We start from the raw sequence: 22666 nt of genomic DNA, 5'->3' as shown, positions 1-22666 counted from the left end.
AAAATAAGGCACACATTATGGATAAGATTATTAATATTGCAATTATTGCACACGTAGATCACGGGAAAACAACATTGGTAGATAAAATTATGTACCACTGTCAATTGTTTCGTGAAAACCAAAACACAGGAGATTTAATTCTTGATAATAACGATTTAGAACGTGAACGTGGTATTACCATTACGTCTAAAAACGTATCTGTTGTTTATAAAGGTACAAAAATTAACATTATTGATACTCCTGGTCACGCCGATTTTGGTGGTGAAGTTGAGCGTGTTTTAAACATGGCCGATGGTGTTGTATTATTAGTAGATGCTTTTGAAGGACCAATGCCTCAAACGCGTTTTGTATTACAAAAAGCGATTGACTTAGGTTTAAAGCCTTGTGTGGTTGTAAATAAAGTTGATAAAGAAAACTGTACTCCTGATATTGTACATGAAAAAGTTTTCGATCTTATGTTTGAACTTGGTGCAGAAGAGTGGCAGTTGGATTTCCCAACAGTTTACGGTTCGGCTAAGAATAACTGGATGAGTGATGATTGGAAAAACGAAACTGATAATGTTGAACCATTATTAGATATGGTACTTGAGCATGTTCCAACACCTGAATTTAAGGAAGGAACAACGCAAATGTTAATTACATCTTTAGATTTCTCTTCTTTTACTGGTCGTATTGCAATTGGTAGATTACAAAGAGGATCTCTTGTAGAAGGACAAGCAGTTTCTTTAGTAAAAAGAGATGGTACTATTACAAAAACTAAAATAAAAGAGGTATTTATATTTGAAGGTTTAGGACGTAAACGTGTAGAGAGCGTTCAAACTGGAGATATTTGTGCTTTAGTAGGTATTGAAGGTTTCGAAATTGGTGATACTATTGCTGATATTGAAAATCCTGAAGCTTTAAAATCTATTGCGATTGATGAGCCTACAATGAGTATGTTATTTACAATTAACGATTCACCTTTCTTTGGAAAAGATGGAAAGTTTGTAACATCTCGTCATATTAAAGACCGTTTAGAAAAAGAGCTAGAGAAAAACTTAGCACTTAAATTAGGTGAAACAGGAAGTGCAGATAAATTCATGGTCTTTGGTCGTGGTGTATTACACTTATCTGTATTAATCGAAACGATGCGTCGTGAAGGTTACGAACTTCAAATTGGACAGCCACAAGTAATTATCAAGGAAATTGATGGTGTTAAATGTGAGCCGATTGAAGAGTTAACTATTGACCTTCCAGAAAATGTATCTGGTAGAGCTGTAGAGTTTGTAACATTACGTAAAGGTGAGTTACTTTCTATGGAAGCTAAAGGAGATCGTATGATTTGCGAATTCTTAATCCCTTCTCGTGGTATTATTGGTTTACGTAACTTATTATTAACTGCTACTGCTGGTGAGGCTATTATGGCACACCGTTATAAAGAATACCAACCTTTAAGAGGTGCTATTCCAGGTCGTGTTTCTGGATCTTTAGTATCTATGGAGAATGGTACTGCAATTCCTTATTCTATCGATAAATTACAAGATAGAGGTAAGTTTTTCGTAGAACCAGGTGAAGATATTTATGAAGGTCAAGTAATTGGTGAGAACTCTCGTCAAGATGATATGAATATTAACATTACAAAAGCTAAAAAGCAGAGTAATGTACGTTCTTCTGGAGCAGATGATAAAGCTAAAATTGTACCAGCAATTAAATTCTCTTTAGAGGAAGCTTTAGAATATATCCAAAAAGATGAGTATGTTGAGGTTACACCAAACCACTTACGTTTACGTAAAATTTGGTTAAAAGAAGCAGACAGAAAAAGAAACAAAATTGCTTAATTAGCAATTAGATATAGTTTATTTAAAGAGAAACACTGAAAAGTGTTTCTCTTTTTTTTTGCTTGAAATTAAAATAATATTTAAAGCGCGACTATTTGGTCGCTCTTTTTGTTTAAAAAATTAAAATTATTGTATTTTGCTATGCATAACCTTAACTAACAATTACCGCTATTTATACTGTACAAAAATATACGCCAGAATATCTTAAACTTTGGGACGACTTCGTGATCAAAGCAAAGAATGCTACATTTCTTTTTCAAAGAGCGTTTATGGAGTATCATAGCGATAGGTTTGAGGATTTTTCGTTAATGGTTTTTAAGGATGAAAAACTTGTTGCAGTATTACCAGCAAATAGAAAAGGAAATCAGTTGTTTTCTCATCAAGGTTTAAGTTATGGTAGTTTTATTATTTCTAAAAAGACTAGAATATTAGATTATTTTAATGCTATTAGTGCGCTTTTAAAATGGATAAGTACTGAAGGCTTTTTAGAGTTAACTATAAAGCAACTTCCTTTTATCTATAATAAGAATTTAGCCGAAGAGTTTGAATATGTATTAGGAGAACTAGATTATGGTATAGTGGCTAATAACAGTTATTATGTTATAGATAATTTAAAACAATATAAACCCAATAGAAATAGAACTCGTGCTATAAATAAAGCTCAAAAGCAAATGGAGCTAGTAAATTCTGGAATGGATTTATTTTGGGAAGGTATATTAACTAAAAACTTAAAAGACAAGTTTGGAGTGAAACCAGTGCATACTTATAGTGAAATTGCAGCTCTACAATCTAAATTCCCTGATGAGATAAAATTTTATGGCGCTAAAGAAGGAGCAGTTTTGCATGCGGGAGTGGTATTATTTATTACAGAAAACGTAGTGCATTTTCAATATAGCTCAGGAAAAGAAGATAGAGATGAAACGGGAGCGTTAGATTTCTTATTTGATGCTATTATTAAAAAATATTCCGACTATAAATATATAAGTTTTGGGAGTTCGGCAACAGACGATACGCTTAAAATCGATTTAGGATTAGCCTATTGGAAAGAAAGTTTTGGTGCTTATTTAATGCCACAACGTACATATACTATTAAAACAAATTCAGGTACTAACTTAGAGCACGCTTTTAAATGATTAAATTTCTAGACCTACATAAAATAAACTCACGTTTTGAAACCGAGTTTAAAGAAGAGTTTCAGTCGTTTTTAGATTCTGGTTATTATGTCTTAGGAGAAGGCACTACTGCTTTTGAAACTGACTATGCTAAGTTTTGCGGTACAAAGCAATGTGTAGGTGTTAGTAATGGCTTAGATGCTATAATTTTAATATTTAAGGCATACCTCCAATTAGGGAAACTTAAAGTTGGAGACGAGATTTTAGTACCAGCGAATACTTATATCGCATCAATTTTAGCGATAATAGAAACAGGTTTAAAGCCTGTTTTTGTAGAGCCAAATGTAGCTACTTTTAATTGGGAAGCTGCTACAATAAAAAAGCACATTTCAAATAAGACGAAAGCAATTTTAACGGTTCATTTGTATGGACAGTTAGCAGATAGTGAAGCGATTTCTATATTAGCTCAAGAGCATGGTTTATTATTAATAGAAGATGCTGCACAAGCTCATGGAGCAGAAAACTTAATTGGTAAACGTGCAGGAAACGTTAGTGATGCTGCTGCTTTTAGTTTTTATCCTAGTAAAAACTTAGGCGCTTTAGGCGAGGCAGGAGCGGTAACTACTAATGATGCTGAATTGGCAAAAGTGATTTCAGAATTAAGAAATTATGGTTCTGAAAGAAAATACGAAAATGTTAGATTAGGTGTAAACAATAGAATTGATGAGCTTCAAGCGCGCATCTTAAATATTAAATTGCAGCATTTAGATTCGGATAACGAAAAAAGACGTGACATCGCAAAGTGTTACCTTTCTCAAATTAAAAATAAAAAAATAACCCTTCCATTTTATGATGGATCTAAAAATCATAGTTTTCATTTATTTGTTGTTTTGGTAGATAATAGAGAAGAGTTTACGGATTATTTGTTGAAAAATAATATCCATTCTGCAATACATTACCCAAAGCCACCACACAAACAAAAAGCATTACAAGAGTTTTTAGAATTGGAATTACCAATTACAGAGCATATACATAGAAACTGTGTAAGTTTGCCAATAAGTCCTGTTTTAACTGAAGCTGAAGTACTCAAAGTTATTAAAACTGTAAATGCTTTTTGATGAGTTTAAATGATTATAAAACCTATTTTAAACAGCATACTTTATTAAAGATTACATCTCTTAATTCTTTAGTAATTTGTGTGAGACTATTTGTTTCGGTGTTTATTCAAAACTTATTAGCCGAAACGGTTGGTGCTTCGGGATTAGCAAAAGTAGGACAGATTAGAAACTTAATAGGTATTGTTACAAGTACTTCTTCTTTAGGTGTTTTTAATGGTGTTGTAAAATATACTTCAGAATTAAAAGAGGATAAGACTCTTTTAAATAAAATGTTTTCTACTACTTTTATTTTTATAGTAGTTGGTGTTATTTGCAGTAGCTTAACATTACTTTTTTTTTCTAATACAATTGCGGTTTATTTGTTTGGAGATAGTGAGTTTGTATTTGTTATAAAATTACTCGCAGTTATAGTGCCTTCTATAGCTTTGAATAGAGTTTTTAGTGGTGTTTTAAACGGACTTTCTGCTTATAAAAAGTATGCAAAAATAGAACTGTTTTCTTACTTGCTTTCTAGTCTTTTATTTGTGTCGTTTTTGTTGCAATTCAATCTAGACGGTGTTTTGGTTGCTATTGCAATAACTCCTGTTCTGCAGTTACTTGTTAGTATTTTTGTATTTGGAAAAACTTTAAAAAAGTATATAAAATTAGATACTTTAAAGTTGAATAATATCTACTTAAAAGGATTGCTGGTATTTACTATTATGTCTTTAGTATCTACTGTTTTATTAAATTTTGTAGAAATAGATATTAGGACACAAATTTCTAATCGTATTAATGAAGACGAAGCAGGAAATTGGACAGCAATGCTTTTTTTATCTAAAAACTATATGGTGTTTTCTTCTGGATTATTTACGCTTTATGTAATTCCTAAATTTGCGAGAATACAAGCAGGAACAGCGTTTAAAAAAGAAGTAATACATATTTATAAAACTTTAATACCGCTTTTTGGAATTGGTATGATTTTTATCTATCTTTTTAGAAATGTAATCACACATATTATTTATCCAGATTTTGATGCTATGGAGCCTTTGTTTAAATGGCAGTTGTTGGGCGATTTTGTTAAAATTGCATCTTTGGTAATAGCGCATCAATTTTTAGCTAAAAAGATGTTAGTGAGCTTTGTTGTTACCGAAATAATATCGTTAGCCTTGTTCTATGGGTTGTCTATATTTCTGGTTGGTATTTATGGAACCGAAGGCGTTGTAATGGCTCACTTTTTTAGATATATTATCTACTTCTTTATGGTGCTAATTATTATTTGGTACTCTTTTAAATTTAAGAAAATTAACGTGTCCAAGCCTCAAGATACTGTTTAGCAGAATTTATGTAGTTATGTTCACGTTCAATAAATTGTCGTGCATTTTTAGAAATTTCGATAATCTTTTCTGGATTTAATATTAGCCATTCTAATCTATTAAAAATAACTTGAGCATCTGGTAATGCATTAATAGCAACAGTATTTTCTTCTAATTTGTAATAATCTAACCATTCTTGTTCGGCTCCTGTAAAAACAACTTTTCCTTTTGCCATGGCTTCGAGAGCATTATAGCCTTGATCGTATGCATACACTTGGTCTAACAAAATATGCGATTCATTATATATTTTTATATACTCGCTGTAAGGTAAATTCTCTGTGATTTTTATGGTTATTTTATCTTCATATTTCTCTTGAATATTTTCTAATGCTTTTTCAAAAAACGAGATTCCTTTTTTTATTTTTGAGTGTGTGTTTATTCCCAAAAATATAATAATCTTATTATTTACGTTTGGTTTAATGTATTCTATCTTTTCTGTATTAATTGGGTTTGCAATAAGACCTAAATAATTAGATTGATTTAGCATTGGTAGATGATAGTCTATATCAGAAGCAATCGTTCCAGAGCTAACTGTCTTTAAAAAATCATGAAGTTTTTTGTAGGGTATAGTTGTGTATTTTAAAGAAAATACAAATAGATTTCTTAATGTTTTGTTTTTTAGATACGGAGTTAAAACAGAGTATCTTAGATTGTTTTTTAAGTAGTAATTAATAGATGTGTAATCATCTCCACAACATAAAACGTACAACTTATTGTTTTGAGAAATAAGTTGCTTTAAAATTTTAATTTGTGTTTTAGGTTCTATAAAAAGAGCGTCTTCATTTATTAACTGAACAACATCAAAATCACGAAATTGAGGTAATAGTTTTTTAAACCTGAAGGCATTTTCAATCTTAATAAAATCGGTGTTAAAATAACGAATGGATAAATTATTAAGTTTATTTAAAACGAAGGAAGATTTAATTTTAGAGTTAAAATTAATATCAGTTTTAAACTTCTTCATACCATCGCCAGAGCTTACAATTGTTACTTCGTGGCCAAGCTTAACTAAGCCTTCTTTTAAAGAACTATGCAATCTACTGTATTCTCCAACTAATAGAATCTTCATTTATATTTTATACATTTGTTTTCAAAGATAATTTAATGAGCAATGCCACCAAAACTAATTTTACATTAGAGATTCTGTTGTCTACGATGAACAGAAATTCTTTAGATTTTCTGGCAAAGCTTTTTCCTAATGGTAGTTATGTTAATTATAATTTCCTCATTATTAATCAAACCAAAAAAGACTGTTTATTAACATCTAATTACGAGAATATTAGGGTAATAAATTCATTTACTAAAGGTCTAACTAATAGTAGAAATTTAGCTTTAGAAAATGCTAAAGGTCCAGTTTGTTTAATTGCAGATGACGATGTTATTTACAATTCGAATTTTGAAAGCATAATTCTTAAAAGTTTTAAGGAGAATATATTAGCAAATGTTATTACATTTAAAATGAAAGATCTTGAAGGTGAGGATTTTAAAAATTATGCAGAAAGTACATGGCATAACGTATTATCTTTAAAGCAAGTTAATTCTGTTGTTGTAGCTTTTAAATTGAAAGATATAAGAACTAAAAACATTATGTTTAACCCACATTTTGGTTTAGGTTCTACTTTTGAAACGGCAGACGAATATATTTTTTTAAGAGACTGTTTAAAGTCTAATTTAAAACTTTGGTTTCAATCGGATTATATATTATCTCACGATATTAATAGCTCTGGTAAATTAGAAGGTAGTGATAGATTAATTTTTGCTAGAGCAGCATTATTTTATAAGTATTCGGGATTTTTAGGCTATTTAAGATTATTTAAATATCTTTTAGTTATTCTTAATCATGATAGTATTAAGTTTAACCAATTATTTGCTAAGTGTAAAACAGGATTACAAGGTATTTCAGCATATAAAAAAATAATACAAGCAGGATAAGAAACAAGATAGTAATGAAAAACACAACAATAGACAACGTAGAGGTAATTAATATTCCTAAAATTATAGATGCAGAAAGAAGAGGCAATCTATGCGTTATAGAGAATGATATTTTGCCATACAGTGTAGAGCGTGTTTATTATTTGTTTGATGTTCCAAGCGATGCAAATAGAGGAGGACATTCTCATATTTCATGCCATGAACTATTAGTTGCCTTGAGCGGTAGCTTTGATGTAGTAATAAAAGATGGGAAAAATAAAAAAACTATTACATTAAATAAGCCTGACAAAGGATTGTTAATAGTAGATGGTATTTGGCGTGAACTTGAAAACTTTTCTTCTGGTGCTGTATGTTTAGTATTGGCTTCAGATGTTTATAAAGAAGAAGATTACATAAGAGAATATTCTCAATTTGTAAAATCTAAACAGTAGTGCCTTTTCTATAGGTATTACACATATAGCTAATTCTGTAAATCTGTAATACGGTTATTGAAGGAGATCCACTTAGTAGATTTTTCTTCATACTCCTTTTAAAAATGCTAAAGAATAGACTAAACAGCCAAACTAATTTATAGCGATTTAATTTCGAAAATAATAAAAGCAAATCGTTACTATGGCTTTTAATATCTTCAGTTTTGTAAAAATGTAACAAGGTTAATGTAGCTTGTTCTTGTTTTTTTAATGATAGTTTGTTTTCTTCAATTCCAAGATGATACACTTCATTATCAATATGTAAAACTTTAATATTATTATCTTGAAGTAAGGCTGCAAAATAGTTATCGAAACCGTAACCTTTATTGTCTTCGATTTTTAAGTTAATTAAATTGAAAACCTCTTTTTTAATTAAGTAATTAGCAGAAATAATTACTTTATAAGGAGATAGATTTCTAGTGGATGCAGGTATTTGTTCCTTTTTGCTTCCGTATTTCCAACGTAAAACAACAGAGTCTTTGGGTTTCGTTTTATAGTAGGCAAAACCTCCAAAAACGGCATCAAAATTTAATTTAATGGCATTGTTATAGTTAGTAATAAACTGTTCAGTTTTAGGTAAAACGTCTGCATCTAAAAATAGAAGCCAATTGTATTTTGCTTTACTGGCTAATGCTTGTCTTGCTTTTACACGTCCAATATTGTTTTTGTTTTCAATAATTGTTGTGTTACTTAATCCCTTACTAGAATTTAAATTAATTGTGCTACCATCTTCTAACACAATTATTTCAAAAGAGAAATTGCTATTATTTAGTTGCGCATGTACTGCCGTAACTAATTTTGAAACATTACAGTTGTATGTAGGTATTAAGACTGAAAGCATAATTTTATGTGTTTAAAAATACTATTTTTTAATAGGAAGAAATAAGAAATTGTCTTTTTAATTTTTAGCAGTATAATTCTATAAAAAATTATAAATTGCAACAGATTAATTTTTGATATTTTCTTTTGGACAAACACGCTATTTCAGATATTATTTGTAACCATATTCTCACTAATAAACTGTCTTTGACAGCACAGTTTAATGAGAGTAAAAATACTATTGGTTATTTTTATATAGATAATGTTTTGCCGGAAAAATTGGCTTTAGAATGTGCTAAGGTTTTTCCAAAACCTGAAGAGATGAAACAGCTTAAGTCTATAAAGGAGTTTAAGCACGTGTCTGCACAAATGAATAGGCACCATCGACTACTAGAAGAGGTTATTTATGCTTTTCAAAATGAAAAAATAGTAAAGCTTATTGGAGAAATATGTAATATTTCTTCTTTATTTCCAGACGATTCTCTATATGCAGGAGGTTTATCTTTAATGGCGAAGGATAATTTTTTAAATCCTCATTTAGATAATTCTCATGATGCAGAACGCGAACGCTGGCGCGTTTTAAACTTACTGTATTATGTTACGCCAGAATGGGAAAAAATAATGGAGGACATTTAGAGTTGTGGCCAAATGGACCAGAAAAAGAACCTATAGAAATAGAAAGTAAATTTAATAGGTTAATAGTTATGGCAACACATTCTAGCTCATGGCACTCTGTTAATAAAGTAATTGTAGATGGATCGCGATGTTGTATTTCTAATTATTATTTTAGTGATAAAGCATTACGTGAAACAGATAAATTTCATGTTACTAAATTTAGAGGTAGACCAAATGAAACATTCACTAATCTGTTTTTAGATTTCGATTCTAGCTTAAGAATGTTAGTTAGAAAAGTGTTTAAAAAAGGTGTGCGTAAAAATCCACATGTTTACAAAAAGTAATAATTAAGCTCTTCGTTGTACAACTTCAAATACTTGATTTTCATCACACTTTAAAGTTTTACTTGGGTATTTTAAAAGTAAAGCATAATCGTGCGTTGCCATTAAAATTGTATTTCCGTTTTTGTTAATTTCTTGCAATACTTCCATTATCTCCACACTTGTTTGTGGATCTAAGTTTCCTGTAGGTTCATCTGCAAGAATAAGTTCAGGATTATTAAGTAAAGCACGTGCAATAGCAATACGTTGCTGTTCTCCTCCAGACAGCTCGTGAGGGAATTTAAAACCAGTGGTTTTCATGCCTACTTTATCTAGCACTTCTTCCATGCGTTTAGTCATTTCTGCCTTATTTTTCCAACCAGTTGCTTTTAATACAAATTCTAAATTAGCATTAACAGTTCTATCGGTTAATAATTTAAAATCTTGAAAAACAACACCTAATTTTCGTCTTAAAAAAGGAATGTCTTTTTCTTTTAAAGTATTTAAATTAAAATCTACAATACTACCTTCTCCTTTTTTTAAAGGAATGTCTGCATATAGAGTTTTCATGAAACTACTTTTTCCAGAACCAGTCTTTCCAATTAAATAAACAAAGTCTCCTTTTTTTATTTCTACATTAACGTTAGACAAGACTAAACTGTCACCTTGAAAAATAGAAGCGTCTTTAAATTCGAGAACAGTATTTGCCATATAGATTTTATAATTAATTATAAGTGTAACAAAGAAAATAAAAAAATATGACAGATAAATAGTTTCATCAATTAATTAAAATCTAAAAATGTTAATTTAGCCATTAATTATTTATAATGTCTATGTTAAAACAATTACCTAAACAATCACGTATAGTTTACCTCCTTATTTATTTGTTTGCAGGTTTATATGTTTTACGTGTTGGTCCTATTTTTTATCCAGATAGTTATGCTTTTTTAGACATGGCAATTAATAGATCTCCTGTCTATTCGGTTTTCTTAAAATTTTTTACGTTTATTTTTGGAGATGCTTTTGCATTTCCGGCACTTATAGCTCAGTATTTATTAATGGTTTTTGCAACACATTTTTTGCTTAGCACATTATACAAGAGTTTAAAATTACACTCTTATAGTGTATTGTTTCTTCAATTAACTTTTTTAGCTAATGCTATAATTTGGTATCATTCTGTAACTAGAATTTTATCAGAATCGATAGCATTTCCCTTAGTAATTGTATTTGTTGCTTATTTGTTTACTGCAATAAAGTACAATAGTTTTTCATCTTTATTAAAAGCGATTGGTGTATTGTTTTTACTTCAGTTTAATAGAGGTCAGTTTATTGTTTTTATTCCAATAGTATTGTTAATTGGTATTTACTTAATGTACAATACTAAAAAGATAAAAACAGGTATGTTATCTGTCGCTTTATTAATCTTAATTCCAGTTTTTAGTAGCTTTTCGGAACGTGTTTACAATAAAATAGTAATCAATCAATACAAAAACTATGCAATGACATATGTGCACTTTATAAGTGCTCCATTTTTTGTTGCGAATAGTGAAAATGTTTCTCTTTTTGAAGCCGAGGAAGAAAAAGATTTTTTTAGAAGAACTTTTAATAGGTTAGAGTCTAAAAGGTTGACTTTAGAAATGTCAACAGAAGACAAGGAAGCTCCTTATGTTTTTTTTGAAAAAAATTTCACAAAAATATGTAATGCAACTATCCACGAATACAATAGAGATTTTTATGCAGCTAAAGGTCTTGATGAGTATGAACAGCAGTATAAGGTAGACGAGCTAACATCTAGTATGTTTTTACCATTACTAAAAGCGAATTTAAAAAGTTGGGTAAAACATGTAAAACGAAGTTTTATAAAAGGAGTTGGAGGTAGAATAGTTTTATTAATACTCTTCTTTATTTTGGCATGTAGCGCTTGGTTATTTATTAAAAGTAAGGATTATAGATTCGTGTTTTTGGCACTTGCAATCGTTCTTAAATTTTCAAATAATATAATAATCGCAATGGTTGTGCATTCTATAGGACGTTATACTTTCTATTTCGATTGGATAATTTTTGCAGCATTAATTCTATTACTTAATCCGCTATTTAAAAAGTATAGTAAACTCAATTAATTTAGAAATTGAACTAAGGATTTTTTCTTTTAAATAACAATTATAACAAATTTCTAACGTTAACATATTAGGATTAATTTATCTTTGATTTTTAAATTTAAAACACCTAGTCAATGACTAAAAAGTATATAACATTTCTACTTGTAGCCTTAAGTTTTACATTATTATCTTCAGCACAGCAATCTGCTGCTTACACAAACAATTTTGTAGCTTATCAAAAAGCACTATCGTTATACAACAATCAGCAATATTTGGCTGCTCAAGCAGCTTTTAAGGATATTAAAAAAGAATCTCAAGGTGATGCTATAGAATCAGATTGTGCCTATTACATTGCTAATTGTGCTGTACGATTAAACCAGAAAAATGCAGATACTCTAATCGAAGAGTTTGTAGAAGATTATCCAACAAGCACTAAGAAAAATACTGCTTTTGTAGATGTTGCTGATTACTATTTTGAAAACGGAAAGTTTGCCTATTCAGAAAAATGGTACAGTAAAGTAGATGAAGAATCACTATCTCAAACCGAACGTGAAAAGTTTAATTTTAATAGAGGATACACCGCTTTTTCTTCAAAGAATTTTAAAGAAGCTAAAAAGTATTTAAATAGAGTTGAAAATTCTCAAAAGTACGGCTCGCAAGCTAAATACTATATTGGTTTTATGGCTTACGAAGGTGATGATTACGACAAAGCCAACGAATATTTTACACAAGTTGAAGGTGAAGATAAATACAAAGAAAAGCTTAGTTATTATCAAGCAGATTTAAATTTTAAATTAGGAAAATTTGAAAAAGCAATAGAGTTAGCTAAAGCACAATTAGAGAAAACAAACGAACCAAACGAAGTATCCGAACTTAATAAAATTGTAGGCGAAAGTTATTTTAATCTAGAAAACTACGAAGAGGCTATTTCTTTTTTAACGGAATACAAGGGCAAAAAAGGAAAGTGGAATAACACAGATTATTACCAATTGGGTTATGCTTATTACAAGCAAAAAGATTACGAAAAAGCCATTTCAGAATTCAATAAAATTATAAATGGAAATAATAGTGTAGCTCAAAATGCATACTATCACTTAGGAGAAAGCTACGTGAATTTAGATAAAAAGCAAGAGGCTTTAAATGCCTTTAGAAATGCTTCGCAAATGGATTACGATTTAAAAATCCAAGAAGATGCATGGCTTAATTATGCTAAAATTAGTTACGAAATTGGTAACCCGTACCAATCCGTTCCTCAAGTATTAGCTAGCTATTTAGATAAATATCCAGAGACTAACAATAGAACAGAATTAGAGACTTTATTAATAGACTCTTATATAACTTCTAAAAACTACAAAGAAGCTTTAGTTTTATTAAAAGGTAAAAAGAGTTTCGAGAATAAAGTAGCCTACCAAAAAGTAGCATATTACAGAGGAATAGAATTATATAACGAAAGTAATTATGCTGAAGCCGAAAAAATGTTCGATGCTTCTATAGGCGAATCTCAAGATTTAAAGTATACAGCAAGAGCAACATTTTGGAAAGCAGAAACCGATTATAATTTAACAAATTACGAGGATGCTTTAATTGGTTTTAAACAGTTTCAACAACAAACTGATGCCAACCAAACTCCCGAGTATAAAAATTTAGATTACAACCTTGCATACACTTATTTTAAGCAGAAAAACTATGATCAAGCGATTAAGCACTTCAAAAGTTTTACTGCAAGTAATAAAGAAGATAAAGTAAGATTAAACGATGCTTACTTACGTTTAGCAGATAGCTATTTTGTAACAAGTGTTTACCAGAATGCAATTACAATGTATAGCGAAGCGCTAAGTGTCAACAAAATAGAAATGGATTATGCATTCTTTCAAAAAGCTATGAGCTATGGTTATTTAGGACAAACAGATAAGAAAATTTCAGAATTAGAAACATTTATTTCTAAATATCCAAGTTCAAAATTACGTGACGATGCTATGTACACCTTAGGTAATGCCTACGTAAAAGCCGGAAATACAGATAAAGGTATTGCAATGTATAATCAATTAGTGTCAGAATATAATAATGGATCTTTTACTTCAAAAGCATTATTACGTCAAGGTTTAATACATTACAATAAGAGTCAAAATGAAGAGGCATTAACCAAACTTAAAAAAGTAGCTGGCGATTTCCCTAATTCTCTAGAGGCAAATCAAGCAGTAGCAACAGCGCGTTTAATTTATATAGACTTGGGGCGTGTAGACGATTATGCTACATGGGTTCAAACCTTAGATTTTGTGGAAGTAACAGATGGCGATATAGATAATGCCACATATCAATCTGCAGAAAAGCAATATTTAGATGGTAATACAAACGATGCTATTAAATTATTTAATCGTTATTTAAACGATTTTAATAACGGATTACACGCAAATCAAGCTCATTTTTATTTAGCACAATTGTATTTCAAAAAAGAGTTAAAAGAAAACGCAAAACCACATTATCAGGTAGTTGTAAATGCATCTCGAAGCGAGTTTACCGAAGAGGCTTTATTACGTTTGTCTCAAATAACACTGGAGGAGAAAAACTGGAACGAAGCAATACCTACATTAAAACGTTTGGAAGCCGAAGCTAATTTCCCTCAAAACAGTTTGTTTGCGCAATCTAATTTAATGCAAGCTAATTACCAATTAAATAAGTATACAGAAGCTGTCGCTTACGCGGAAAAAGTACTCGGCAATCTAAACTTAGATAATAAGATAAAAAGTGATGCTTATGTTATTATTGCACGTTCTGCAATTAAGACAAATGATGAAGCGAAAGCAAAATCGGCTTATGCAAATGTAGAGTTAACAGCTACAGGAGAAACCGCTGCCGAGGCATTATATTACAACTCTTATTTTAAAAATAAAGAAAGCAGTTATGCCGCATCGAATACTGTGGTACAGCGTTTAGCTAAAGATTATTCTGGTTACAAATTTTACGGTGCAAAAGGATTAATTGTTATGGCTAAAAACCAATATGCTTTAAACGATGCCTTTCAAGCAACGTACATTTTAGAAAGTGTAATTAAGAATTTTAAAGATTTTCCAGAGGTTGTTGCAGAGGCGCAAACAGAATTATCTATAATAAAAACAGAGCAAGCTAAAACTAATGCTTCAGTAGAAATAGAAGATTAGTATTTCTGAATTAAAAAAAAACAGAATTTTGTCATTCCTGTAAAGGCAGGAATCCACAAAAGAAGAATAAATAATATAAATTCCTGCTTTCGCAAGAATAATAGAAATAAAATAAAAGAATACATGTTTCAAAAAAAGCAATTCTTATTAATTATAGCAGCATTAACTACAACAGTAATGATTGCACAAGAACGTGAGCAAGACACGTTAAATCCGGATGTTATTAATGTAATTAAACCTTATGCACCAACTATTTCTGATGCTTTTAAATTAAAGGAAACACCAACGTTAGACGATGCCGAAACTGGAACAAAAAAAGAAATAAAGTATAATATATTTTCTTTTCCGGTGGCTTCAACATTTACACCAGCAAAAGGAAAAGCAGCGGTTGTAGACAAAGCTAAAAAAGTGAAATTATACGATAATTATGCTACATTAGGTGTTGGAACATACACAACCATTTTAGGGGAAGTGTATTTAAACCACGAACTCAATAGTGGAGAAAATGTAAGTGCTCATGTTAGTCATCACTCTTCTCAAGGTGGTATAGATGGTGTACTTACAGATGATGATTTTTTAGATTCTAAAATAGATTTAAGTTACAGTAAGTTAACTAACGATTTAAATTGGACTGTTTCTGGAGGTTTTGGATTACAATCTTACAATTGGTATGGTTTACAGCAACCATTATTTAATCAGGCTACTGCAGATACTTTAGATGTGGGTCATAACTTTACAGATGCTCATATTTCTGGAGAATTAAATATAGAAGACGGTATTTTTAAAGGTGCTGATGTTTTATTTAGACGTTTTGGTGATAATCAAGGATCTGGAGAAAATAGGCTAAAATTAAGCGGAACAGCAGATATTCCTATTAGAGACGAAATAGTATCAACAGTATTAAGTTTAGATTATTTAGGAGGAAATTTTGAAAGAAATTATTTTGATGCTACCGAAATAAACTACGGAAACTTTCAAGTAGGTTTAGCGCCAACATACCAAATAAAGAAAGACGATTTAACCGTGAATTTAGGTGTAACATTAACCTATTTAAACGATACCGAAGCGGGTAAAAGTAGCTTCTTTATCTATCCAAATATTAATGCAAGCTACCGCTTAGTAGACGAGTTTATTATTGCTTTTGGAGGCGTAAAAGGTGGTTTAAATCAGAATTCTTATTATAGTTTTTCTACAGAGAATGCATTTGTTTCACCAACACTATTTATTACACCAACAGATCAACAATATAATGCATATGCTGGTTTAAGAGGTAAGTTGTCTAATACTATTGGTTATTCGGTTAGCGGAAGTTATAAGTCGGAAAAAAGTAAAGCTTTATTCCAAAATAATTTAGTGCCTTATGGTTTCGATAATAATGAGAGTTACCATTACGGAAACTCGTTTGGTGTAACTTACGACGATGTTACAACTTTAGGAGTAGCAGGAGAATTAAGTGTAGATATAAATAGAAATTTTACTTTAGGTGCAAAAGGAGAATACTTTGTTTACAATACAAAGAATGAAGAAGAAGCTTGGAATTTACCAGAAATTAAAGGAACTTTATTTATGGATTACCAAATTAACGAACATTGGTTTGCAGGAGCAAACCTGTTCTTCGTGGGTGAACGTAAAGATTTAACAGGCCTTAATGATATCGATAATCCAATTTTGCCGAGCCCTCTAAATCCAACTCAAATTGTAACATTAGATAGTTATTTCGATGCTAACATTCATGGAGGTTACCATGTAAACGATCGTATTTCTGTATTTGTAAAAGGAAACAATCTTATTGGTGAAAATTATAATAAATGGCAAAATACACCAGTTCAAGGTATTCAGTTTTTAGCTGGAGGAACTTATAAATTCGATTTCTAAAATGTTTTGGTCATAGCGAGACACGAAGCAATCTTAATAATAGTATCACAATTAAGTAAATTAATTAGAAATAATTTTTATTTCATTTCAAAAACGTCCTCTAAACTAGAGGACGTTTTTTTATTCTTATATTTATCATTCAAAATAATACAGATGAAAAAAATTATAATAGTTGCAACAATCTTTACTTTCTTAAGTTGTAATAACAATAAAACAGAGGTCGATTCTATTGTAATAAACGCTAATGTTTACACCGTAGATTCTAATTTCGCTAAAGCCGAAGCGTTCGCTATTAAAAACGGAAAGTTTGAAGCAATAGGAAGTACTTCAGAAATTCAAGAAAAGTATTCCGCTAAAGAAATTATTGACGCAAAAGGAGAAACCGTAGTGCCAGGTTTAATAGATGCGCATTGTCATTTTTATGGACTAGGCTTAAACAAGCAAACTGTAAATTTAGTAGGTACTACAAGTTTTGACGACGTTATGAAACGTGTTATAGCATTTCAAGAGAAAAAAAACACATCATTTATTATTGGTCGCGGTTGGGATCAAAACGACTGGGAAGATAAAACCTATCCAGACAAAACACTTTTAGATAAGTTATATCCTAATACTCCAGTTGCTATTACAAGAATAGATGGTCATGCTATGTTGTGTAATCAGGTGGCTTTAGATATGGCTAATATTACTATAAAATCTAAAGTTGAAGGAGGAGAAATAAAGATTAAAGATGGAAAGCTTACAGGAGTTCTTATTGATAATCCTATGGAATTGGTTGAAGCTATTTTTCCTAAACCAACACGTAAACAACAAATAGATGCATTGTTAGATGCACAAGAGTTTTGTACTAATTTAGGTTTAACTACTGTGAGTGATGCAGGTTTAGATAAACAAGTGATTGAATTAATAGATAGTTTACAAAAAGCAAATACGCTACACATGCGAGTGTATGCTATGATTAGTAATAAAAAGGAAAACCTTGATTACTATTTAAAGAAAGGAAAAATTAAGACAGAGCGATTAAACGTACAGTCTGTAAAAGTATATGCAGATGGTGCTTTAGGTTCTCGTGGTGCAGCTTTAAAAGAATCTTATAGCGATGAGCACAATCATTTTGGAGCCATGGTAATTGGTACCGACGATTATAGAGCGTTGGCACAAAAAATAGATAAAGCGGGTTACCAGATGAATACTCATGCTATTGGAGATTCGGCTAATAGATTTGTACTTCAAACTTATGAGAAGACCTTAATGAATCAAAAAAATAGACGTTGGAGAGTAGAACATGCACAAGTGATTACAGATAACGATTTTAATTATTTTGAAAATGAAAACATAATTCCTTCAATACAACCTACACATGCAACAAGCGATATGTATTGGGCAAAAGATAGAGTAGGAGAAACAAGAGTTAAAGGTGCGTATGCATACAAAACATTATTGCAAAAAAGCGGAAGAGTTGCACTTGGTACAGATTTTCCTGTGGAGCAAGTGAGTCCGTTTTTAACGTTTTATGCAGCAGTAGCAAGAAAAGATTTAAAAGGTTATCCTGAAAATGGTTTTCAAAAAGAAAATGGTTTAACAAGAGAAGAGACTTTAAAAGGAATGACTATTTGGGCGGCATATTCTAATTTCGAAGACCAAGAAAAAGGAAGTATTGAGGCTGGTAAATTTGCAGATTTTATAATATTAAATCAAGATATTATGGAAATTCCTGAAGAAAAGATACCTTTAACAAAAGTAAAACTAACCTATATTAATGGAGTGGCACAATAATTGATTTTAGAAAATTATAAAAAATCAAAGTATGTTCATGGTTTTATAAGATAGATATCATATTACTATTTTTTACATACAACCATTAAAATATTAAATATAACGACAAATGAAAAGAGTATTTACATTACTATTATTTTTAAGCTTATCAGTAACCAGTTTTGCACAAGTAGATGCATATAGTGAAGATGTTAAAAAATGCGTTAAAAGTAATGGTACAATGTCTTATTACGAAGATGTAATGGACCAAATGTACCAAATGTTAAAAGTGCAATTTACAGATGAGAATGTTCCAGATACCGTTTGGGTAGAAGTTAAAAAAGGAAAGTCTGCAGCAATGGATGAGTTGGCACAAATGATGGTATCTGCCTATAAAGGGCATTTTACACATCAAGATGTTAAAAATATGAATACTTTATATGCTTCTAAAGCTGGAAAGAATATGTTTAAAACAGATGGTTTAACAGATGGTGATAAAGTTGTTTTAAACGAGTTTTATAAAAGCGATACAGGACAGAAAATTTTAGGATCTCAAGAGTCTATGAATGAGTCTATGAGTAAAATTTCAGAAATGTGGAGTAGCGGTGTTTATCGTGGTGTAATCGCACAATTATCGGATAAAGGATATAACTTATAAGGTAATGCTTAGGAGAGCGTTACAGGTATTATTTGTTCTTATTTCTTATCAAGTATTTGCATGTACCTGTATTTATCCTCCTATACCTCAAAGATTTGATAATGCTAGTGTTGTTTTTAAAGCAAAAATAGTAGAAGTTGTAGCATATCATGAAAATACAAAACAGCCAAAACAGCCAAAACAAGTTAGGTTTAACCTTTTAGAGGATTTTAAAGGTACGGTCTCGTCAGATTTTATCTATTTATCTAAATCTCTAGGTTCTTGTTCTACACCAAACCTTCAAGTTGGTTCTACATGGTTAATTTTTTCTGATGCTTCTAAAAACGAAAGGATAGCTGTTTCTATATGTAATCCTTCAGTTTTATACTACAAAGGAAAAGTAGAAATAGAAGAGGCTACTAAATTAAAGGTTTTAAAAAAGGTCTTTAAATATTATAGCGATTTAGATAACATCACGCTTCTTAAATCCAATAACACTTTTAGTATTTATAATCCAGTAAAAGGACGTAGATATAAATTAAGTTACAAATCATTTAATAATGATTATGGGTTGTATTATATTACTGTCGATCCTATTTGTGGAAAAGTAATTGAAGTTACTATTATAAAAACGTTGAATGAAAAAGACGACTTAAAAATAATAGAAACTTATAAATCGAAAAGAATTAAAAATAGACAACAGTTTACCGAAATTTATAAAAGAAGACCTTCAAGAAATTGTTGAATTTTATAACTCTAGTTGTAACTAGATATAAAGCTTAGCCAAATAATCAAAATGTTCACCTTCGGCAACCTTGTCGCAGTTTAATCCAACCGAAGCGCAAGCAATAGCTAAAGTGCTAAAATCTAAGTATAACCATTTTATAGGCGTTTCTTCTTCATCTTTATATTTTAAGAAGTAATCTAACTCGCCATAATATCCAGAGTTTAAATCTTGCCAAAAACCACCATCTTCGTCTTCGTACATGTATTTAATGTCTGTAGAATCTATTAAAATTTGTCCATTAATATTTAGCAAACTTTTTAAATGTGTTAAATATTCGGGAAGAGCTTTTAACGTTTGAAAAATTCCAGTACCATTCATTAATAATAATATAGTATCGAATGTTTCTTTTTCTTCTAAAAGAGGAAGTAATTCAGCATTTAAAACGCCTCTTTTTTTACAAACAGTAATAGCGCCTTTAGATAAGTCAATAGCTTTTACATTTTTACCTTCCTCTTGAAGGTATAAACTATGGCTGCCAGCACCACAGCCAACATCTAAAATGTTTCCTTTAGCTAGTTTTAAAGCTTCTTTTTCAAGTTTAGGCATTTCAGTATACTCTCTAAATAAATAATCTAGAGGTAAAGTGTCTTCTTCCGAAATGTTAGTAGACGTAATAATGTCTTCAGAAGTGTTTCCGTGGTAAAAATCTAATAAAGCTTTTCCGAATAAGTCTTTTTTCATATAGCAGTCGTTGCGAGACTTTAGTATTGGTAATCTGTTAATTTGTAATTTCTTTTTAAAGATTATTTAAGTCATTTACTATTGATAAAGACGAAAATATTATTTTCGCATAATGCAAGACATTATTAATAATCTTCCAAAGCTCGCCAAAGATAAGCATAAGGAAAATAAAACCTTTTTTACAAAGCTTAAAAAAAAGGCACCCAAAAAATTGGATTATATTATGCAGGAATTGCATGATGAAGAATTTAAAAGCACCGATTGTTTAGAGTGTGCTAACTGTTGTAAAACTACAGGGCCTCTATTTACAGATAAAGATGTAGATAGAATTGCGAAACATTTTAAAATGAAAACGCAAAAATTTGTAGAACAGTTTTTAAGGATAGATGAAGATAACGATTACGTATTACAAAGTGTGCCTTGTACTTTTTTAGGTGCAGATAACTATTGTTCTATATACGATGTGAGACCAAAGGCTTGTAGCGAATTTCCGCATACCGATAGAAAGAAGTTTCAGCAAATCTCTAATTTAACCATGCAAAATGTCGCAATATGTCCTGCAGCTTTTAATATTGTAGAGAAGATGAAGGAGCGCATTAAATTGTAAATTATACTTTAATAGTATTGTTATTATAAAAGGTGGGTTGAGTTAATTTTTTTTTTAATTATTACCTTTAAATAAAAATAACATTTGGAAAATTTAATTACCTATTGTTTATAGTGTAGATATCTTTTCCAAATAGCGAAGTAAATGCAAGTTTAAAGTATCTTTTAAAACAACTTTTCATAAATACAGAAAACCTACGAGTTAAATTTATTAATAGAATATTAGTAAATTTTAATAGAATACGTACTTCCTTGTTTATTATATATTTTTTTTGTGTAATCGTTGCATAATACTAAGCAATTAATGCTAATTATTAGTTATATGATTGATTATCAGATAAAGGTGCGTTTTAGCGAGTTAATTGTACTATTCGGCTAAATTGTCCTAAATTATATAGTAAATGTAAATCTACAATTACTATTTGCTTTATTTTTGTGGTACCTGAAACTAATTGATTTTTAGCAAAATTTAATAAAATTAGTAAAAATTCAGTTTATGAAAAATCTAAAAACGATAAACCTACTTTTCTTAGCTTTACTTTTAAGTGTTTCCATTTATGGACAACAAAGAGCGCTTTCTAATATTGAAAGAAACATAAATAAAGAGGCAGCTGGTTTAGAGCAATCTTTAAACTTTACATTAGACACATTAACACTTAAAAGTGATAAGAATATTTTACGAGTTACTTTTTTAAGTCATGACGAAAAGGATTCTGTTATAATAGATGTTGATGCTCCAGAAATTAAAATTCCATTGTATCACTTTAAACAAGGGAGATATACAATTGCGGTTTATAGAGAAGATAAAATTATAGCTTTAGGAGTAAAAAGAGTAGAGGATATAGCTAGACCAAAAAATGCTATCGAAGATTTAGAAGAAAGTATTTTAAGATCTAGTTTAAGTAAAGAAGAACAAATAGCTAGAAATATTAAACCTCTTAAGAAAAAAACTAATGTTGTTGAAGATCTAGATACACGTGTGGCTATTGCTAAATCAAGAGTTAAAAAAGATAAGCCTGTTGAAATTAAAACAAAAGCAGCTAAAGAAGAAGATACTTCTTTAGCCATTGCAAAGCCAATAATAGAAAAAGAAGAAGATAGAAGAGTTGCAGTTGCTAAGCCTAGAGCAGAAAAAGAGAAAGTAACACCAATAAAAAGAGTAAATACAAGAAAGGAAAGAGAGCCAAAGGTGGTTTCTAACGTGAACAAAAAGAATATATTCGAAATTGCTGCAGAAAGAGAAGAAGCAAAAAAAGCGATGCGTCTTAAAAATGAAAATAATAGAGTCGTAACTAGCGTTACTAAAAATGAGCCATCAAAAAAGCCTACTACACTAATAGAAGTTAAAAAGGTAACCTATAACCTTTCTCAAATTGATAACGATAAGACGGTAGATAGGCAAACTCGCGAAGAGTATAGAGCTAATAACTTACGTCCAAACGGAACACGATACGAAAACTAATTATTTAGTAAATAAATTTAGCTTACAGTAAGTATATAAACTATAAAA

At 30.2% G+C, this 22666-nt stretch carries 20 protein-coding genes; 16 read left to right on the top strand and 4 right to left on the bottom strand.

The window, feature by feature from the left end; genetic code table 11:
* The first annotated feature begins 17 nt into the window (after window positions 1–17).
* The 4 genes from typA (at window position 18) to ASC41_RS03190 (ending at window position 5363) form a co-directional block, all read left to right on the top strand.
* Entirely contained in the window at window positions 18–1817 is a 1800-nt protein-coding gene (gene typA, locus ASC41_RS03205) for a translational GTPase TypA (RefSeq protein WP_193786889.1), read from the top strand.
* Window positions 1818–2086: 269 nt separating this feature from the next.
* Window positions 2087–2950, top strand: coding sequence for a hypothetical protein (locus ASC41_RS03200; protein WP_055435203.1), 864 nt, complete (start codon window positions 2087–2089; stop codon window positions 2948–2950).
* Window positions 2947–4047, top strand: a complete 1101-nt coding sequence (locus ASC41_RS03195) for a DegT/DnrJ/EryC1/StrS family aminotransferase (RefSeq protein WP_055435202.1) — start codon at window positions 2947–2949, stop codon at window positions 4045–4047. The genes ASC41_RS03200 and ASC41_RS03195 overlap by 4 nt, the downstream gene beginning before the upstream one ends.
* Window positions 4047–5363 (top strand): O-antigen translocase, encoded by a 1317-nt coding sequence (locus tag ASC41_RS03190; protein WP_055435201.1) that lies wholly within the window; start codon window positions 4047–4049, stop codon window positions 5361–5363. Before ASC41_RS03195 ends, ASC41_RS03190 begins: the two co-directional genes overlap by 1 nt.
* Here the strand turns inward: ASC41_RS03190 and ASC41_RS03185 are convergent.
* Entirely contained in the window at window positions 5332–6471 is a 1140-nt protein-coding gene (locus ASC41_RS03185) for a glycosyltransferase (protein WP_055435200.1), read from the bottom strand. The two genes, ASC41_RS03190 and ASC41_RS03185, sit on opposite strands and share 32 nt — an antisense overlap.
* 35 nt (window positions 6472–6506) lie before the next feature.
* Between ASC41_RS03185 and ASC41_RS03180 the strand changes: the two genes are divergently transcribed.
* Together ASC41_RS03180 and ASC41_RS03175 are read left to right on the top strand one after the other, a co-directional pair.
* Window positions 6507–7334 (top strand): glycosyltransferase family A protein, encoded by an 828-nt coding sequence (locus ASC41_RS03180; protein ID WP_152971408.1) that lies wholly within the window; start codon window positions 6507–6509, stop codon window positions 7332–7334.
* Window positions 7335–7348: 14 nt separating this feature from the next.
* Window positions 7349–7765, top strand: coding sequence for a sugar 3,4-ketoisomerase (locus ASC41_RS03175; RefSeq protein WP_055435198.1), 417 nt, complete (start codon window positions 7349–7351; stop codon window positions 7763–7765).
* On the opposite strand, the gene ASC41_RS03170 is transcribed toward ASC41_RS03175, so the two are convergent.
* Window positions 7755–8645: a glycosyltransferase family 2 protein gene (locus ASC41_RS03170; RefSeq protein WP_055435197.1), complete on the bottom strand. Its 891-nt coding sequence runs from the start codon at window positions 8643–8645 to the stop codon at window positions 7755–7757. The two genes, ASC41_RS03175 and ASC41_RS03170, sit on opposite strands and share 11 nt — an antisense overlap.
* 185 nt (window positions 8646–8830) lie before the next feature.
* Here ASC41_RS03170 and ASC41_RS17100 point away from each other — a divergent pair, with 185 nt between their 5' ends.
* The gene (locus ASC41_RS17100) at window positions 8831–9259 is read left to right on the top strand and encodes a 2OG-Fe(II) oxygenase (protein WP_241489625.1); all 429 of its coding nucleotides are present in this window, start codon (window positions 8831–8833) and stop codon (window positions 9257–9259) included.
* Window positions 9232–9582 carry a 2OG-Fe(II) oxygenase gene (locus tag ASC41_RS17095; protein ID WP_241489624.1) on the top strand — a complete coding sequence of 117 codons (351 nt, stop codon included), beginning with the start codon at window positions 9232–9234 and terminating at the stop codon, window positions 9580–9582. The genes ASC41_RS17100 and ASC41_RS17095 overlap by 28 nt, the downstream gene beginning before the upstream one ends.
* Window positions 9583–9585: 3 nt before the next feature.
* Here the strand turns inward: ASC41_RS17095 and ASC41_RS03160 are convergent, their stop codons facing one another.
* On the bottom strand, window positions 9586–10269 hold the full coding sequence (locus ASC41_RS03160) for a cell division ATP-binding protein FtsE (protein ID WP_055435196.1): 684 nt from the start codon (window positions 10267–10269) through the stop codon (window positions 9586–9588).
* 122 nt (window positions 10270–10391) lie between these two features.
* Here ASC41_RS03160 and ASC41_RS03155 point away from each other — a divergent pair, with 122 nt between their 5' ends.
* From ASC41_RS03155 to ASC41_RS03130, 6 genes are all read left to right on the top strand, one after another.
* Window positions 10392–11678: a hypothetical protein gene (locus ASC41_RS03155; RefSeq protein ID WP_152971407.1), complete on the top strand. Its 1287-nt coding sequence runs from the start codon at window positions 10392–10394 to the stop codon at window positions 11676–11678.
* A gap of 113 nt (window positions 11679–11791) precedes the next feature.
* Window positions 11792–14815, top strand: a complete 3024-nt coding sequence (locus ASC41_RS03150) for a tetratricopeptide repeat protein (protein ID WP_055435194.1) — start codon at window positions 11792–11794, stop codon at window positions 14813–14815.
* 123 nt (window positions 14816–14938) lie between these two features.
* Window positions 14939–16690: a porin family protein gene (locus tag ASC41_RS03145; protein ID WP_055435193.1), complete on the top strand. Its 1752-nt coding sequence runs from the start codon at window positions 14939–14941 to the stop codon at window positions 16688–16690.
* A 153-nt stretch (window positions 16691–16843) separates the two neighbouring features.
* Window positions 16844–18466: an amidohydrolase gene (locus tag ASC41_RS03140; RefSeq protein WP_055435192.1), complete on the top strand. Its 1623-nt coding sequence runs from the start codon at window positions 16844–16846 to the stop codon at window positions 18464–18466.
* A gap of 109 nt (window positions 18467–18575) precedes the next feature.
* A complete protein-coding gene (locus ASC41_RS03135) occupies window positions 18576–19103 on the top strand; it encodes a DUF2059 domain-containing protein (RefSeq protein WP_055435191.1) in 528 nt (175 codons plus the stop codon).
* A gap of 4 nt (window positions 19104–19107) precedes the next feature.
* Complete coding sequence (locus ASC41_RS03130) at window positions 19108–19827, top strand: hypothetical protein (protein WP_055435190.1); 720 nt, start codon at window positions 19108–19110, stop codon at window positions 19825–19827.
* A gap of 21 nt (window positions 19828–19848) precedes the next feature.
* On the opposite strand, the gene ASC41_RS03125 is transcribed toward ASC41_RS03130, so the two are convergent.
* Window positions 19849–20550 carry a class I SAM-dependent methyltransferase gene (locus ASC41_RS03125; RefSeq protein WP_055435189.1) on the bottom strand — a complete coding sequence of 234 codons (702 nt, stop codon included), beginning with the start codon at window positions 20548–20550 and terminating at the stop codon, window positions 19849–19851.
* Window positions 20551–20662: 112 nt separating this feature from the next.
* On the opposite strand from ASC41_RS03125, the gene ASC41_RS03120 reads away from it, so the two are divergent.
* Together ASC41_RS03120 and ASC41_RS03115 are read left to right on the top strand one after the other, a co-directional pair.
* Window positions 20663–21157, top strand: coding sequence for a YkgJ family cysteine cluster protein (locus tag ASC41_RS03120; protein ID WP_055435188.1), 495 nt, complete (start codon window positions 20663–20665; stop codon window positions 21155–21157).
* Between the two features lie 495 nt (window positions 21158–21652).
* The gene (locus ASC41_RS03115; protein ID WP_055435187.1) at window positions 21653–22618 is read left to right on the top strand and encodes a hypothetical protein; all 966 of its coding nucleotides are present in this window, start codon (window positions 21653–21655) and stop codon (window positions 22616–22618) included.
* Window positions 22619–22666 lie beyond the last annotated feature (48 nt).

It is taken from the genome of Lacinutrix algicola (assembly GCF_001418085.1).
Classification (GTDB): Bacteria; Bacteroidota; Bacteroidia; order Flavobacteriales; family Flavobacteriaceae; genus Lacinutrix; species Lacinutrix algicola.
Note: the sequence above shows the minus strand (reverse complement) of the source record. Positions and strands in the feature narration are given on the sequence as shown.